General features: G+C 66.9%; 15 protein-coding genes and 1 pseudogene. 5 read left to right on the plus strand and 11 right to left on the minus strand.

The window, feature by feature from the left end; genetic code table 11:
- Positions 1-220 (minus strand): serine hydrolase (locus A5652_RS28700; RefSeq protein WP_369805829.1); only part of this gene is annotated, 220 nt, incomplete at its 3' end.
- Between A5652_RS28700 and A5652_RS19115 the strand changes: the two are divergent.
- Together A5652_RS19115 and A5652_RS19120 are read left to right on the plus strand one after the other, a co-directional pair.
- Positions 195-824, plus strand: a pseudogene (locus A5652_RS19115) (serine hydrolase domain-containing protein); the annotation flags it as partial. The gene A5652_RS28700 and the pseudogene A5652_RS19115 overlap by 26 nt on opposite strands.
- Before the next feature lie 151 nt (positions 825-975).
- Positions 976-1488, plus strand: a complete 513-nt coding sequence (locus tag A5652_RS19120; protein WP_067132670.1) for a DUF3145 domain-containing protein — start codon at positions 976-978, stop codon at positions 1486-1488.
- Positions 1489-1643: 155 nt separating this feature from the next.
- On the opposite strand, the gene A5652_RS19125 is transcribed toward A5652_RS19120, so the two are convergent.
- Entirely contained in the window at positions 1644-2570 is a 927-nt protein-coding gene (locus A5652_RS19125) for a diacylglycerol kinase (RefSeq protein WP_067354987.1), read from the minus strand.
- Positions 2567-4147, minus strand: coding sequence for an FAD-binding oxidoreductase (locus A5652_RS19130; RefSeq protein WP_369805830.1), 1581 nt, complete (start codon positions 4145-4147; stop codon positions 2567-2569). The genes A5652_RS19125 and A5652_RS19130 overlap by 4 nt, the downstream gene beginning before the upstream one ends.
- Before the next feature lie 47 nt (positions 4148-4194).
- Here A5652_RS19130 and A5652_RS19135 point away from each other — a divergent pair, with 47 nt between their 5' ends.
- Positions 4195-4764 (plus strand): TetR/AcrR family transcriptional regulator, encoded by a 570-nt coding sequence (locus A5652_RS19135; RefSeq protein WP_067354993.1) that lies wholly within the window; start codon positions 4195-4197, stop codon positions 4762-4764.
- Positions 4761-6302, plus strand: a complete 1542-nt coding sequence (locus A5652_RS19140; RefSeq protein WP_067354997.1) for a glycerol-3-phosphate dehydrogenase/oxidase — start codon at positions 4761-4763, stop codon at positions 6300-6302. The genes A5652_RS19135 and A5652_RS19140 overlap by 4 nt, the downstream gene beginning before the upstream one ends.
- Positions 6303-6326: 24 nt before the next feature.
- Here the strand turns inward: A5652_RS19140 and A5652_RS19145 are convergent, their stop codons facing one another.
- Positions 6327-6731, minus strand: coding sequence for a hypothetical protein (locus A5652_RS19145; protein ID WP_067355001.1), 405 nt, complete (start codon positions 6729-6731; stop codon positions 6327-6329).
- A 197-nt stretch (positions 6732-6928) separates the two neighbouring features.
- On the opposite strand from A5652_RS19145, the gene A5652_RS19150 reads away from it, so the two are divergent.
- Complete coding sequence (locus A5652_RS19150) at positions 6929-8476, plus strand: FAD-dependent monooxygenase (protein WP_067355032.1); 1548 nt, start codon at positions 6929-6931, stop codon at positions 8474-8476.
- A gap of 82 nt (positions 8477-8558) precedes the next feature.
- Here the strand turns inward: A5652_RS19150 and A5652_RS19155 are convergent, their stop codons facing one another.
- The 7 genes from A5652_RS19155 to A5652_RS19185 all read right to left on the minus strand — a co-directional run.
- Complete coding sequence (locus A5652_RS19155; RefSeq protein WP_067355004.1) at positions 8559-9980, minus strand: acyl-CoA carboxylase subunit beta; 1422 nt, start codon at positions 9978-9980, stop codon at positions 8559-8561.
- Between the two features lie 33 nt (positions 9981-10013).
- Positions 10014-11273, minus strand: coding sequence for a 3-oxoacyl-ACP synthase KasB (gene kasB, locus A5652_RS19160; protein ID WP_067355006.1), 1260 nt, complete (start codon positions 11271-11273; stop codon positions 10014-10016).
- Positions 11274-11299: 26 nt separating this feature from the next.
- The gene (gene kasA, locus A5652_RS19165; RefSeq protein WP_067355008.1) at positions 11300-12550 is read right to left on the minus strand and encodes a 3-oxoacyl-ACP synthase KasA; all 1251 of its coding nucleotides are present in this window, start codon (positions 12548-12550) and stop codon (positions 11300-11302) included.
- Complete coding sequence (gene acpM / locus A5652_RS19170) at positions 12547-12894, minus strand: meromycolate extension acyl carrier protein AcpM (protein ID WP_007770614.1); 348 nt, start codon at positions 12892-12894, stop codon at positions 12547-12549. The genes kasA and acpM overlap by 4 nt, the downstream gene beginning before the upstream one ends.
- An 87-nt stretch (positions 12895-12981) precedes the next feature.
- Positions 12982-13890, minus strand: a complete 909-nt coding sequence (locus A5652_RS19175; RefSeq protein ID WP_067355026.1) for an ACP S-malonyltransferase — start codon at positions 13888-13890, stop codon at positions 12982-12984.
- Positions 13891-14033: 143 nt separating this feature from the next.
- Positions 14034-15356: a CdaR family transcriptional regulator gene (locus tag A5652_RS19180; protein WP_067355027.1), complete on the minus strand. Its 1323-nt coding sequence runs from the start codon at positions 15354-15356 to the stop codon at positions 14034-14036.
- A gap of 176 nt (positions 15357-15532) precedes the next feature.
- A partial coding sequence (locus A5652_RS19185; protein ID WP_197514017.1) for a hypothetical protein occupies positions 15533-15806 on the minus strand: 274 nt, incomplete at its 5' end.

Below are 15806 nucleotides of genomic sequence, written 5' to 3' on the forward strand. Positions count from 1 at the left end.
CGGCCAGCACCTGGTCGGAGTGCATCGACAGACCGGAGGTGTGGGCCAGCAGGTGGCGGATGGTCGCGCCCGGCGGCCCGGCGGCCGTGTCGAGGTCGACCGCCCCTTCCTCGATAGCGACCTGCACGGCCCGGGCGGCCAGCGGCTTGGTCACCGACGCCAGCTCGAACACCCGACCGGTGTCGCCGTGGCTCGCCAGCACGCCGCCGGGCGCGACCATCCGCCACCTGCTGGCCCACACCTCCGGTCTGTCGATGCACTCCGACCAGGTGCTGGCCGCGCCCGGTACGCGCCGGATCTACTCCAACCAGGGCTTCACGGTGTTGGGCCAGACCGTGGAGCAGGAGACCGGGATCGAGTTCGGGCGCTACCTGACCGAGGCGGTGTGCGAACCGCTGGGGATGGCGGCGACCCACCTGGATGGCGGCGCGGTGGCCGCGGGATTTGGGGCGAGCTCGACGGTGGCGGACCTGGCCGCGTTTGCCCGGGACCTGTTGCGCCCGGTGACGGTCTCGGGGGGCCTGCACGCCGAGGCGACGACTGTGCAGTTTCCCGGTCTGGACGGCGTTCTGCCCGGTTACGGGGTGCAGCGGCCCAACGATTGGGGGCTGGGTTTCGAGCTCCGGGACACGAAATCGCCGCATTGGACAGGCGCGCACAATTCCGCGCGAGCGTACGGCCATTTCGGCCAGGCGGGGGGCTTCATCTGGGCAGATCCCGAAAAAGACCTGGCGCTGGTGGTCCTCACCGACCGGGAATTCGGGGACTGGGCGCTGGCGCCGTGGCCGGCGATTTCCGACGCCGTGATAGCCGCTTACAGCTAGTGGGAAACGCACACTAGCGCAACAGGGGTATCACAAGGCACAATAGACACGCACGACACACAAAAAATCGAAGATTTCAGCACGCTGCCCTGTTTGTCGGGTCCGCAGGTCGTTGGGGAAGACGTCCCTCGTGGAACCGAAGGAGCAGCAAATGCGAGCGTCGAACCAATTCGCCGACGTGACGACCGGCGTGGTGTACGTGCACGCGTCACCCGCGGCCGTTTGCCCGCATGTCGAGTGGGCGTTGTCGTCGTCCCTGGGCGCCAAAGCGAACCTGACCTGGACGCCCCAGCCGGCAATGCCCGGACAGCTGCGTGCGGTCACCAACTGGGTCGGCCCGGTGGGCACCGGCGCCAAACTGGCCAACGCGTTGCGGTCCTGGTCGGTGCTGCGGTTCGAGGTCACCGAGGACCCCAGCCCCGGGGTCGACGGCCACCGGTTCAGCCATACCCCGCAACTCGGCCTGTGGAGCGGGGCGATGAGCGCCAACGGCGACGTCATGGTCGGGGAGATGCGACTGCGGTCGATGATGGCCCAGGGCGCCGACACTCTGGCCGCGGAACTGGACTCGGTGCTGGGCACCGCCTGGGATGAGGCGCTCGAGCCCTACCGCGACGGCGGCGACGTCGGAGAGGTGACCTGGCTCAGCCGGGGAGTCGGTTAGTCGATCGGAGGCTCATGCGTGCCAGAGCCGCCTCTCTGAAAGCAATAGGCGACTCTCAAAACAGCTAGCGCATCCGCTAGCGCTTTCGAACAGGTGTTAATGGTTCCCGGGGAATGCCGGCACCCACTCCCCGGAGGGCCGCCTGTTTTTCCCTTCTACCGCCTGGCCGGCCTCAGAATCTGAAGCGCGCCCGGCACCGCCGAGATCTCGGCCGGCAGCGCGCAGGCGAAGTCGCCGTCGGCGTAGACGTTGATGCCGGGGCACTCGACGTGGATTGATCTGGCCCTCGCCGTGCTCACCTCATCGAGGTTGACGTGCGTGCCCTTCATCACGGTGGGGAACAGCCGGACCAGCTTGGTGCGGGATGCCTCGTGCACCATGGTGATGTCGAGCAGACCGTCGGTGTAGTCGGCGCCGGGACAGATCTGCATCCCGCCGCCGTAGCTGCGGGTGTTGCCGAAGGCGGCGAGCGTGATATCCGCGTCGACCTCGTTGGTGCCGTCGAGCACCAGGCGGAACGGCAGGAGCCGCAGCTGCGACAGCTCCGCGAGCATCGCGACGTAGTAGCGCAGCCGGCCGTGCGGCCAGCTCATCCGGTTGGCGCGGTCGGTGACCAGCGAATCGAAACCGGTGGCCGCCACCGTGCCGAACCATTTCTCGGCCCCGTTACTGTCCCGAATCAGGCCCAGGTCAATGGATTCCGTGCATCCGTCGACGACGACATCGGCGGCGGCCTCGGCGTCCTTGGTGGGAATGCCGAATTCGCGGGCGTGGTCGTTGCCGGTGCCGGCCGGAATCACGCCAAGCGGGATGTCGGTGCCGGCCATCACCTGCAGGGCGTTGGAGACGACGCCGTCGCCCCCGGTCACCATGACCGCGTCGGTGCCCTTCTCCAGGGCCGCGCCGACCAAGTGTCGCGCGTCTTGCGCGTCGTCGCCGATGATTTCGACAACCTCCACGCCCCGGCGGTGCAGCTGGGCGATCGCGAGCTGGGCGGCGTGGACCGCGGCGCCGTGGCCCGACACCGGGTTAGTCAGCGCGATCACCTTGCCGATTTCTCGGCGGCGCAACTCGCCCGTCACGGAATCAGCTTGCCGGGATTGAGAATTCCGGCCGGATCCAACGTCTGCTTGACCGCGCGTAACACCTGCACTCCCAGCTCGCCTATCTCGTCGCGCATCCACGGCCGGTGGTCGGCACCGACCGCATGGTGGTGGGTGATGGTCCCGCCGGTGGCCATGATGGCATCCGACGCGGCCTTTTTGGCGGCTTTCCATTGCTCGATCGGGTTGCCCCGTTGCCCGGCGACAACGGTGAAATACAACGAGGCTCCTTCTGCGTAGACGTGGGAGATGTGACACATCACCAAAGCGGGTGTGCCGGTCGCCGCGAGGGCCTCGGTAAGTGCTTGTGTGACAGCGGCTTTCAGCGCGGAGATATTCGACCAGTCGGTGGCGGTCTCCAGCGTTTCGCACAGCGCGCCCGCCGCGAGCAGCGAATCGCGCAGGTACGGCGCCCCGAACCGGCCGCGCTCCCACGCCTGCGCCGGACCGTCGCCCAGCGAGGTTCCGCCCCGGGCCTTCAGCAGTGCACTGGTTTCGGCGTGCCGGCTTTCGACGTGTTCCTTGGTGCCTTCGAACATGGTGATGGCGAGGCATCCGCCGGTGATCTGGGATTCGCCGATCGCCTCGGTGGTGGCTAGGTTGACTCCGGTCTCGGCCTCGTCGGAGAGCCGAATGACGGTGGGGCCGGTGGCATTTTGGGTGACGGCGCGCAGGGCCCCGGCCCCGGTCTCGAAATCGGGGAACGACCACGCCTCGTAGCGCACGGCTTCCGGCGCACGGTGCACGCGCAGCCGCACCTGGGTGATGACGCCCAGAGTGCCCTCCGAGCCGATCAGCAGCTGGCGCAGGTCAGGACCCGCGGCGGATTCCGGTGCGCGACCCAGGTCCATCGTGCCCACCGGAGTGACCACGCGTAGCCCGCGCACCATGTCGTTGAACCGGCCGTAGCCCGCCGAGTCCTGACCGGATGAGCGCGTCGCGGCGAAGCCGCCGATGGTGGCGTACTCGAAGCTCTGCGGGAAATGTCCGAGCGAAAAGCCTTGTGCGCCAAGGAGGCGTTCGGCGTCCGGGCCGGTCACCCCGGCCCCGAAAACGGCCTGGCCGGACACGTCGTCCAGCGAGATCAATTGGTCGAACCGACGAAGATCGAGCGAGACGACGGCGGAGAACTCCCCGCGGTCGGGATTGAGGCCGCCGACCACACTGGTGCCCCCGCCGAAGGGCACGACGGCGATGCGATGTTGCGTGCAGTGGCGCAGGATCGCGGCAATGGCGTCGTCATCGCCGGGTAGCAATACGGCGTCGGGCGCATCCTGGGTGCCCCGCTCCGCGCGGTTGAGCAGGTCGATGGTGGATTTGCCGCCCGCGTGCAGCAACCGATCGGGGTCCGAGGTGCGACAGTATTCGGGGCCGACGATGGCGGCCAAGGCCTCCCGATCGGACTGTGACAACGCCGACGGGCGTAATTGCACCTGGTCGGAAAGCAGCTCGGCCGCGTGGGACTCCTCGACCCCCACGGCCTGCTGCAGCAGCGACCGGATGCCCTCCGACAGCGGCTTGGCCGCCGCGGGGTCTCCCCATGCGTTCCATTTCATCGGCGGCAAAAGGCCCTGAGGGTCCGTCATGCGTTACAGTATTACATATGTTGTCAATCCGTAACTCAGAGTTGGACACCGGCGAGCGGATCCTCGCCGCTGCGGGCAGCTGCGTGGTGGATTTCGGCGTGGACCGAGTCACCCTGGCCGAGATAGCCCGCCGCGCGGGCGTCAGCAGGCCAACGGTGTACCGGCGATGGCCGGACACGCAGTCGATCGTTGCGGCGCTTTTGACCCAGCGCATCACCGAAGCGATGCGTGACGCGCCGTTACTCGGGGAAGATCGCGAATCGCTTGTGCGACAGATAGTTACGGTGACCGATCTGCTGCGGGCAGACCGATTGGTGATGTCGGTGCTGCACTCGGATCTCGCGTCGACGTACATCACCGAACGCCTGGGGACGAGCCAGCGCATGCTGATCGAGGCGCTTGCCGCCCGCCTGCGGGTGGCTCAGCGACACGGCAGCGTCCGGCTCGGCGACCCGGTCCAGATGGCGACCATGGTGCTGCTGATCGCGCAATCGACCATCCAGTCGGCCGGGATAGTCGAGGCGATGCTCGACGCCGAGGCGCTGGTCACCGAGCTTGCCTACTCGCTGAACGGATATCTGTCGTGATACCTGATCCGACCGCTCTGAACGCGGCGCGCCGCGTGGCCGACCTGACCGCGCTCGCCGACGGTGAGCCCTTGGACGTGGTGGTGATCGGCGGTGGCATCACCGGTGCCGGGATCGCGTTGGATGCCGCGGCGCGCGGCCTGCGGGTGGCGCTGGTGGAGAAACACGATCTCGCGTTCGGCACCAGTCGGTGGAGTTCCAAGCTCGTCCATGGCGGGCTGCGCTACCTGGCGACCGGGAACGTGGGCATTGCCCGGCGCAGCGCCATCGAGCGCGGGATCTTGATGACGCGCAACGCGCCTCACCTGGTTCGTGCGATGCCCCAATTGGTGCCCCTGCTGCCGTCAATGAGTTCGGGCAAACGGGCGCTGGTGCGAGGCGGGTTCCTGGCCGGTGACGCATTGCGGTTCCTCGCCGGAACCCCGGCGTCGACACTGCCGCGCTCGCGCCGGATTTCGGCTGGGCGCGTCGTGGAGATGGCTCCCACCGTGCGACGCGACGGTCTGGACGGCGGCTTCCTCGCTTACGACGGTCAACTGATCGACGACGCCCGCCTGGTCACCGCGGTCGCCCGCACAGCGGCGCAGCATGGCGCCCGAATCCTGACCCAGGTGTCGGCATCACGTGCCACGGGCACCTGGGTGCGACTGACCGACATGCGCGGAGGGGAATCATTCGATGTGTCGGCGGGCGCGGTGATCAACGCGGCCGGGGTGTGGGCGTCCGAGATCGACGACTCGCTGCGGTTGCGGCCCAGCCGGGGCACGCACTTGGTATTCGATGCCCAAGCCTTCGGAAATCCGACTGCGGCGCTGACTATTCCGATTCCAGGTGAGCTCAACCGCTTCGTCTTCGCCATGCCCGAACAGCTGGGCCGCGTCTACCTTGGTCTGACCGACGAGGCGGCCTCCGGCCCCGTTCCCGACGTGCCCGAACCGTCGGTTGACGAAATCACGTTCCTGCTCGACACGGTGAACACCGGATTGGGGACCGGGCTCACCGCCACCGACGTGGTCGGCGCCTATGCCGGCCTGCGCCCGCTGATCGACACCGGCGAAGGCCGCACCGCTGACGTCTCCCGCGAACACGCCGTCGTGGAATCGGCGTCCGGGGTGATCAGCGTGATCGGCGGCAAGCTGACCGAATACCGCTATATGGCACAGGATGTGCTGGATCGCGCGATTCGGGTGCGGCGGCTGCGCGCCGCGAAATGCCAGACTCGCAATCTGCCGCTGATCGGAGCACCAGCCAACCCCGGGGTGATCGCGGCGTCGGACGCCGCGCTGCCGGAGTCACTGGTGCAGCGCTACGGGGCTGAGGCGCCCAAGGTGATCGCCTCCGCCACCTGCGAACGTCCCACCGAACCGGTCGTCGATGGAATCGACGTCAGCAGAGCGGAATTCGAGTACGCGATAACCCATGAGGGCGCGCTGGATGTCTCCGACATCGTCGATCGCCGGACCCGGATCGGGTTGGTGGCGCGCGATCGACAGCGCGTTGTTCCAGTGGCAACCGAATTCTTGGGGCGAATCGGGTAGCCGCCCGCCCGCCGAGCACCGGACTTAGTCCGACGACGTTTTGGAGTCCTCGGATTCCTTAGAGTCCTCGTCGTCGGAGTCCTCAGAGTCTTTGTCGTCCTCGTCCTCGTCCTCGTCGGAGTCTTTGGAATCCTTGGCGTCTTCGTCTTCGTCTTCGTCGGAGTCCTTGGAGTTCTTCGAGTCTTTGGACTCTTTGGAGTCCTTGGAGTCCTTGCTGTCTTTCGAGTCCTTCGAGTCCTTGCTTGTGTCCGAATCCGCGGCCTCTTCGAGCTTGGTTGCGAACTTCGTCAACAGGCCAGCGAGGTCACGGGCCTCTTCGGGCGTTAGCGAATCATCGAATACGCGATCGTCGCTCTCAGAGATGCGCTCGAGTTGAACCGCGTTGTTCTGGATGCCGACGTCCCACCGGCCCCCCTCTTCACGAGCCATCCGATGCCCCTTTCGACTAGGACTCACTCCAACTGATGCCGCGCTAGGCGTTGTTTACCCACTCCTGCTCACGGCGCAACGGCCTTTAGCTGGAATTTCTGGAAGCCACCCCGCCTCGTAATGAAACCGTTCGTGATTATGAAAGTTAATGTCTAATGGTAGTCTCTGCCAAAATGTTGTGCTTGGAGGTGATTGCGATGGCGGCGCGTGTCCCTGTTTTGATCGTCGGAGCCGGTGTTGGCGGCCTCGCCATGTCCGCGCTGCTGGCCCAGCACGGGGTGCGCTCGCTCCTCGTCGAGAAACGACGGGAATTCTTCCTCTACCCGAAGGCCCGCAACCTGAGTTTCCGCAGCTCGGAAATCCTGCGGGGATTAGGGGTTCGGGAGGAGGTGCGAGAAGTCGCCGAGCACGTCTCGGCACTGGTAGCCAGGCCCACGCTCAACAGCGCCGCACAAGAGCCGGCCCTCGATGTCGCCGCGGTCTTCACAGGCCTGGACAACATCAGCCCCGAGCCGGCGGCGCAGTATTGCCCTCAGAGCCGGCTCGAGCCGATCCTGCGCGACGCGACGAGACGGGGCGGCAGCGAAGTGCGCTATGGCACGGAGCTGTCCTCGATCGAGATGGATGAAACCGGGGTTACCGCGGTGGTACGCCACACGGAGTCGGGGGAGTCGGAGATGATCCGCGCCGACTATCTCGTCGGCGCCGACGGCGTGCACAGCCCCATCCGCGATTGGCTGGGCATCACCACATCCGGGTACGGCGCCCTGCCTATCTATGTCGTGTTCGTCTACTTCCGGGCGCCATGGCGACAATTCATCCCGGAGTTGCACGACGGCGACGGCGTGCAGGTCAAAAGCGACGACGTGGATGGCATATTCCTGGTCGCCGAGGGCGACCTCGGCATGTTCATCACCACCTACTTCCCCGGCGCAGGCGAAAGTGCCGAACAGTTCACCCCGCACCGGTGCCGCGAGATGCTCACCAAGGCGATCGGCGAGCGGATCGACATCGACATCATCGAAGTCGCGGCGTGGCAACCATACGAACGGGTGGCCGACCAATTCGGTTGCGGGCGAGCATTTCTCGTTGGCGATTCGGCGCACACCATGCCGCCGTTCAAAGCCGGCGGAGCCAACACCGCCATCCAGAGCGCGCACAACCTGGCCTGGAAACTCGCCGCCGTCCTGCAGGGCACCGCCGCACCGGAGCTGTTGGCCACCTACCAGGACGAGCGTCATCCGGTAGGTCAATTCGCCGCGCGTCAGTCGCTCACCGGGCCGTCGGTGGCGTTGCTGCGGGCGGGTGGCGATGCGCCGCAATTGCCTGCCGACGAGGAGTGCTCGATGTTCGCCCTGCTCATCGGATACCGGTACCACTCGGCCGCGGTCGTGACACGCGATACGGACGGCGGTGGCCTGGTGGACGAATTGCGCGCTCAACCCGGCACTCGGCTGCCGCATGTCTGGGTGCGCGAGGGAGTCTCGACGCTCGACCTGCTGGGGCCCCGATTCACCGTGCTGTCCGGGGACGAGCGATGGTGTGCGGCAGCGGCTTCGGTGTCGCTGGCCGCCCACCGCTTCTACAGCGACGAGTGGGCGGCGGCTACCGGGCTGCGCCCGGAGGGGGCGCTGCTGATCCGGCCGGACGACTTCGTCGGATGGCGCGTCGATGATCTCCCTGCCGATCCCAAAGGGGAACTGCGGCAAGCGCTTTCGGCGATCCTGGGCCGACCCGCGGGATGACTGCAAACTTCTGGAATCCGATAGCGGCCTGCGCTGTCGGATTCCAGGATCACCCTGTGACGACGGACAGCGTCGACGGGATTTACAGCGGGATGTTCTTGTGGCGGCCGCGGCGCGCGGGCGCCTGGGCCAGTGCCTCGGTGAGCTTGCTGCGGGTGTGCGACGGGTCGATCTTCTCGTCGACCACGCCGATCTCGATGGCGCTATCCACGCCGCCGGCGATCCGCTCGTGCTCGGCGGCCAGCTCGTCGTGCAGCGCTTCGCGCTCGTGGTCCGCCGCCGCGGCCAGCTTCTTCTTATGCAGAATGCCGACTGCGGCCTTGGCGCCCATCACCGCGACCTCGGCGTCCGGCCACGCGTACACCTTGGTCGCATTCAGCGACCGGGAGTTCATCGCGATGTAGGCCCCGCCGTAGGTCTTCCGCGTGACCAGCGTGACACGTGGAACCGTGCACTCGCCGAACGCGTGCAACAGCTTGGCGCCGCGGCGCACCACGCCGCCCCACTCCTGATCGACACCGGGCAGGTAGCCGGGCACGTCGACGACGACCACCAGCGGAATGCCGAACGCGTCGCACAGTCGCACGAACCGCGCTGCCTTCTCGGCACTTTCGGAGTTCAGGCAACCCCCCAGCCGCAGCGGGTTGTTAGCCAGCACGCCGACCGTGCGGCCGGACAGCCGGCCCAGGCCGATCACCATCGACGGCGCCCAGTTGGCCTGGAATTCGTCGAACGGCGTCTCGTCGTCGAGGATCGCGGTCACGATCGGACGCACGTCGTAGGCCCGCCGCGACGACTCGGGCAGCAGCGCGTGGATGTCGGTGTCGCCGGCCTCGGCCTTGTCCCGGTCGAAATGCCCTTGCTGGCAGAACAACCCGACCAACCGGCGACCACGCTCGTAGGCGTCGAGTTCATCATCGGCGACGATGTGGCACACCCCGGACTTCTTGTGGTGGGTCTCCGGGCCGCCCAGCGAGCACATGTCCACGTCCTCGCCGGTGACGCTGCGCACCACGTCGGGCCCGGTGACGAACACCCGGCTTTCGGGAGCCATGACGATGACGTCGGTCAGGGCCGGCCCGTAGGCGGCACCGCCGGCCGCGAAGCCGACGACCACCGAGATCTGTGGGATGTAGCCGGATGCCCGGATCATCGCCTCGAAGACCAGGCCGACCGCGTGGAGTGCCTTCACACCCTCGGCCAGCCGGGCACCGCCGGAGTGCCAGATGCCCACGATCGGGCTCTGCTCCTCGATGGCGGTGTCGTAGGCGTTGACGATGTGCGTGCACCCCTCGATGCCCATCGCGCCGCCCATGACGGTGCCGTCGGTGCAGAACGCGATGGTGCGCACGCCGTTCACGGTCCCCGCGGCGGCAAGCACGCCGGAACGATCGCGCTCGTGCAGCAGCTCGACGGAGTCGTCGTCGAAGAAATTGCTCAAGCGCAACAGCGGGTCGCGAGGGTCGAGCGACTCGCCAACCGTCTCGGGGGCCGTGATTGTCATCGCAGGTCTCCTGATATTCGGTGTTGCTCGGGTTTAATACCGCCCGAAGGCGATGGCCACGTTGTGTCCGCCGAACCCGAACGAGTTGTTGATCGCGTACTCGTAGTTGCCCGGGCGTGGTTTGCCGGCCACGACGTCGAGGTCGATTTCGGGGTCGAGGTTTTCCAGGTTGAGCGTGGGCGGGACTACCTGGTCGCGCAGCGCGAGCACGGTCAGGATGGATTCCACGGCTCCGACCGCGCCCACCGAGTGGCCCAGTGCGGCCTTGGGGGCATAGACGGCCGCGTTCCCGCCGTGAGCGCCCAGCGCGTTGTTGATGGCCTTGCTCTCGGCGACGTCACCGACGGAGGTGCCGGTGGCGTGGGCGTTCACGTGGTGAATATCGTTGGGGGACAGGCCCGCAAGCTGGATGGCCCGGCTCATGGCGTGGCCGGCGCGTTCGCCGTTGGGGTCCGGGGCCACCATGTGGTAGCCATCGGAGGTGATGCTGGCGCCCATGATGCGGGCCAAGATGTTGGCGCCGCGGGCTTTGGCGTGTTCCTCGGTCTCGATGACCATCAGCGCGCCGGCCTCGCCGAACACGAAGCCGGTGCGGTCGCGGTCGAACGGGCGACACGCGCCGGCCGGGTCGTCGTTCTTGGTCGACATCACGATGCGCATCTGGGCGAACGCCGCAATGGGCACCGCTTCGATACGCGTTTCCACACCACCGCAGATCGCGATGTCGGCCTCGCCGAACACGATGTTGCGCCACGCCTGCGCCACGCCTTCAGAACCCGACGCGCACGCCGACACCGGCGTGATCACGCCGGCCTTGGCCTGGCGCTCCAGTCCCACCGCCGCCGAGGCGCCGTTGGGCATGTACTTCTGAACGCCCAGCGGAGAAACGGCCTTCATGCCACGAGCGCGCATGTCGTCGTAGCTGAAGACCATCTCCTCCGACGATCCCAAACCGGTGCCGATCGACACCATCAGGCGATTGCTGTCGACCTCGGGGGAGCCGGCGTTCTCCCAGACCCGGCGGCCCAGAATAGTGGACATCCGCTGCAGGTAGCCCGTCCGGCGCAATTCGATGCGGGTCATTTGGCTGTCGAATTCCTCCAGCAAATGCCCGCCGATGCGCACCGGCAGGTCGAACTCCTCGACGAACGGATCCTCGAGTTTGCGGATACCACTTTGGCTGTCCAACAACAGCTTCCAGGTGTTCTCGGCATCAGTAGCCAACGCGGTCGTCATGGCGATGCCAGTGACGACCACGTTCGGGAGCGCTTTCCCGGTAACCAGCTCTGTCATGGGTCTTGCGAACGTTCCTTCCGTGCTCAGTAACGCCCGAAGGCGAGTGCCACGTTGTGGCCACCGAACCCGAACGAGTTGTTGATCGCATAACGGAAATCGCCGTAGCGAGGTTCGCCCGCGACAACGTCCAGATCGATCTCGGGATCGGGTGTTTCGTAGTTGAGTGTTGGCGGTATCACGCCGTCCCGAAGGCTCAATACCGTGAGAACAGATTCCAGAGCTCCGACCGCACCAATGGAGTGCCCCAGAGCCGACTTCGGTGCGTACACCGCCGCTTCCTGACAACCGGCGACCCGAATGGCGTTGGCCTCGGCGGTGTCACCGATCGGCGTCGCGGTGCCGTGCGCGTTGACGTGGTCAATGTCCGCCGGCGACAACCCCGCGAGCTCGAGCGACCTCGTCATCGCCCGGCCCGCACGGACGCCGTCAGCCGCAGGCGCCACCATGTGGAACGCGTCGGAGGTGATGCCGGCACCCATCAACCGGGCCAGAGGCTTGGCGCCACGGGCCTTGGCGTGCTCTTCGGTCTCGATGATCATCAGGGCCCCGGCCTCACCGAACACGAAGCCGTCGCGGTCCTTGTCGAACGGCCGCGATGCGCGCTCAGGCTCATCGTTGCGCGTCGACATGGCCCGCATCATCGAGAACGCCGCGATCGGCAGCGCTTCGATGGGACCCTCGACACCGCCGCAGACGGCGAAGTCGGCGTCACCCATGATGATCTGACGCCACGCGTGGGCGATCGCCTCCGAGCCCGACGAGCAGGCCGACACTGGGGTGATGACCCCGGCGCGAGCGCCGAGCTGCAGGCCCACGACCGCCGCGGCGCCGTTGGGCATGATCATCTGAACCGCGAGTGGCGACACCTTGCGGGGGCCACCCTCGTTCATCAGGTCGTAGCTCTCCACGATCCGTTCGGCGCCGCCGAGCCCGGTGCCGACCACGACCGAGAACCGGTCGGGGTCGACCTCCGGACTACCGGCGGTCTCCCACAACTGACCGCTGAGCAGCTTGGCCAACCGCTGCACATAGGACATGCGGCGCAAGTCGAGCCTGCTCATGTGTTCGTCGATGGGCTCCTTGAGGTGTCCACCGATCTTGACGGGCAGGTCCCACTTGGTGATGAACTCGTCTTCGAGGACGTGGATGCCGCTCTCGCCGGCCAACAAACCCTTCCACGTGCTCTCGATGTCCGGCGCGATCGATGTCGTCGCCGAGACGGCGGTTACCACAACGCTGGGGTAACCGCCATTAGCAGTGGAAGGCTTGCTCACTTGCTGTCCGCTTCCAGCCTCGACTTGACGTTGGCGACCGCCTCGGGGTTCTCGGTCTCCAGCTTGGCGCGCAGCGCCTCGGCAGCTTCGGGGTTCTCTTCCTCGAGCTTCTGGATGTAGGAGACGACGTCACCGACGGTACGCAGACCGGCGAGGTCCTCGTCGGGGATCTTGACGCCGTACTTGTCCTCGGTCTGAACGGCGATCTCGACCATCGACAGCGAGTCGATGTCCAGGTCGTCGACGAAGGACTTCTCCGGGGTGACCTCGGAGGGCTCGATACCGGTTACCTCTTCGATGATCTCGGCGATACCGGCGATGATTTCTTCCTGGCTGACAGCCACAGCGTGCTTCCCTTCGTAATGTGTTGTGAGTTAGTCGAATTGACGTGCTATGCGGTTGTACTGGTTGTGCAACTGGTCGAGCTGGCTTTAGAGCTCGGCCAAAGCGTCCAGGTCTGCGGGAGACTTGACGGCCCGAGCCGTGATCCCCCGAAGTTCTCGTTTGGCGATGCCGGTGAGGGTTCCCGCGGGCGGGAACTCCACGGCCGCAGTGACTTCCAGGTCACGCAGCGTCGCGGTGCACAGGTCCCAGCGCACCGGCTGGGTCAGCTGAGCGACCAGCGCCTCCATCGCCGCGGCCGCCGACGCGACCGGCTTGCCGTCGCGGTTCGACAACAGCTTGGCGGTGGGCTCGGACGTCTGCACGGCGGCCGCCGCGGCGGCGTAGCCGTCGAGCGCCGACGCCATGTACTTGGTGTGGAACGCTCCGGCCACCCCCAGGGCGCGTACCCGCGCCTTTTCCGGCGGGTCTTCGGCCAGCTTCTCCAGCGCGGACAGCGAGCCGGCGGCGACGATCTGCCCGGCGGCGTTGCGGTTGGCGGGGAACAGATCAAGCTGCTCGAGCCGGGCAAGGACCTCGCCCTCGTCCCCTCCGAGCACCGCCGACATGCCGGTGGGCTCGACGGCGCAAGCCCTGGCCATCTCGGCGCCACGGGTGGCGGCCAGCGCGACGGCGTCGTCTGCGGCGATCACGCCGGCGATCGCGTACGCGGCGATCTCTCCGACGGAGTGGCCTGCGACGACCAGCTCCGCATCCGACAGCAGCCCGCGCTTGGTCAGCTCCTGGTGGGCCAGCAGCGTGGCGGCGACGACCAGCGGCTGGGTGACCGCGGTGTCGGTGATCTCTTCGGTCGATGCGGTGGTGCCCAGGCGCACGAGGTCGAGGCCACTGGCCTTGGACCACAGCGCCAACTGGTCAGCAGCGCCGGCGAGCTCCAGCCATGGCGAGAGCATCCCCTCGGTCTGCGAACCCTGTCCGGGCGCAAGCAATGCAATCACGTGTTTAAGAGAACACTGTGGAAACGGTTTTGGCGGGTGTATCAGATTATGAACCTCGTCTTAGGTTTTTGTGAACTCCCTACAAAACAGCTCCTTAAGCTATGGGTTTGATATCGCGCCGCGATCTGTTGCCTGGGTCACTGTCACCCGGACTGCCGCACGGCAACCCCCCTGACCGGCAGCGGAACCGCCGGCATGGCGCTGTTGTCGGCGCTTGACGAAATGGTCGGGTAGTTGAGCTGGCCGACCGTGGCCGCCACTCGCAGGACATATGCATCCCTCGGCTGCATGGGATCGCGGCCGGTGAAGTCGGTGATCCGCTTGAGTCGGTAGCGCACGGTGTTTGGATGAACGAACAACTTTCTGGCGCAAGCCTCAATCGCGCCGCCACAATCTAAGTAAGCGTCAAGAGTCTCGATCAGCGTGGGACCCGCGTCGGCCAGGGGGCCCATCACGTCGGTATGCAGCGCCACGATCGCCGACGCATCGCCCATCAGCGCCCGTTCGGGCAGCAGTTCACGGGCCGGCACGGGACGCGGCGCTCCACGCCAGCCACCCACGGCGTTCATGCCGGAAATCGCCTCGCTGGCGCTGTGATAGGCCGCCGTCAGCATGGGCGCGGTGGGTCCGACCACCACGGGCCCGTCCGCGAAGGCCACCAGGAGGTCGCCGAGGAATTTGTCGGTTGGCGACAGTTGGCCGGACACGATCGCGACCAGCCAGGTGCCGTGCACGTCGGTGAGGGCCGCGCGTCCGTGCTGTGCGGCGATGTCGCGGACGTGCTGGCTGGCGCGCTCGCTGTCGTCGGGGCCGGTCGATCCGTCCCGGCCGGGGGCCGGCGTGCCGACCACAACCGTCGCCGGGGCCGTGGTGTCCCAGTTCAGGGCCGCGGCGCGGGACAGCAGCTCGGGGCCGGTGTCGCCGCGGACCACCGCGTCGACGACGCTGGCTTCCATCCGGCTGTCCCAGGTCCCGCGCGCCTCGGCCGCGTTCGCGTAGGCGGTGGCGGCGGTGAACGCCAGATCGCGGCTGTACTTGAGGATGCCCACGGTCAGCGCGGTCAGCTGCTCTTCGGAGCGAGCCAGCAGCGGGACCACTTCCTCGAAGAAGTCCATGGTCACGCGCGCCATGTCGACGCTGTGGCGCAGCGCGATGCGGCGGGCTAGGTCCTGGGGCACCAGCTCGAAGGCCTGCGCGGTGTGGCTGACGTTGCTGTGCGGGTCCTGCATCCACTCGGCGAAGTTGTTGATGGCCGTCTGCACCACCAGCGCCATGCTGGCGCGCTGCGATGCCTCCAGGTCGGCGAAGAACGGCAACCGATCGCCCATCACCGAGACCGCTTCGGTGGCCAGCCGCCCGGAGTACTGCTTCAAGCGGCGCAGAACGGAGTCCGGCACCGTGTCCAGCAGCTCCAGTGGCGATCGCGGCTGTTTGGCGAACGGACCGGCGAAGGGGTTGTCATTCACCCCTAAAACCTACGCGTCTTTTCTAGAAGTTTCCCCCAAAGGTGGCGCGTGGCGTCCTTAAGAATGCCTCAAGTAGGGCGGGGGCGCCCGAGTGCGCGGCAAGCCGCACGCTCGACCACCACCGTGCGGCTGGGCGCACATTCGTCAGGTGCCGGGCGGGGGTCCGCGCAGGCCCGTCAGGCCACGCCGGGGTCCGACGTCTGCTCCGGGGCGGCCTGCACGTCGTCGATCTTGTACTGGCGGGCCGCGGCGATCGGCACCGACGGGTCGATCTCACCGTCGCGTGCCAACGCCTCCAGTACCGCGACCACCTGCGATTCGGCGTCGGTGTTGAAGTACCGCCGCGCCGCCGGCCGGGTGTCGGAGAAGCCGAACCCGTCGGTGCCCAGGGTGACGTAGGTGCCCGGCACCCAGGGCCGGATCTGCTCGGGAACGGCACGCATCCAATCC

The organism is Mycobacterium sp. 1165178.9 (assembly GCF_001673555.1).
In the GTDB taxonomy this organism is placed as follows: Bacteria; Actinomycetota; Actinomycetes; order Mycobacteriales; family Mycobacteriaceae; genus Mycobacterium.

Excerpts from the sequence above, each read along its gene's own strand:
- A5652_RS19120 (WP_067132670.1), top strand. The coding sequence starts at position 976 with ATGCGAGCGTCGAACCAATTCGCCGACGTGACGACCGGCGTGGTGTAC.
- A5652_RS19130 (WP_369805830.1), bottom strand. The coding sequence starts at position 4,147 with ATGAAATGGAACGCATGGGGAGACCCCGCGGCGGCCAAGCCGCTGTCG.
- A5652_RS19135 (WP_067354993.1), top strand. The coding sequence starts at position 4,195 with ATGTTGTCAATCCGTAACTCAGAGTTGGACACCGGCGAGCGGATCCTC.
- A5652_RS19145 (WP_067355001.1), bottom strand. The coding sequence starts at position 6,731 with ATGGCTCGTGAAGAGGGGGGCCGGTGGGACGTCGGCATCCAGAACAAC.
- A5652_RS19150 (WP_067355032.1), top strand. The coding sequence starts at position 6,929 with ATGGCGGCGCGTGTCCCTGTTTTGATCGTCGGAGCCGGTGTTGGCGGC.
- A5652_RS19155 (WP_067355004.1), bottom strand. The coding sequence starts at position 9,980 with ATGACAATCACGGCCCCCGAGACGGTTGGCGAGTCGCTCGACCCTCGC.
- kasB (WP_067355006.1), bottom strand. The coding sequence starts at position 11,273 with ATGACAGAGCTGGTTACCGGGAAAGCGCTCCCGAACGTGGTCGTCACT.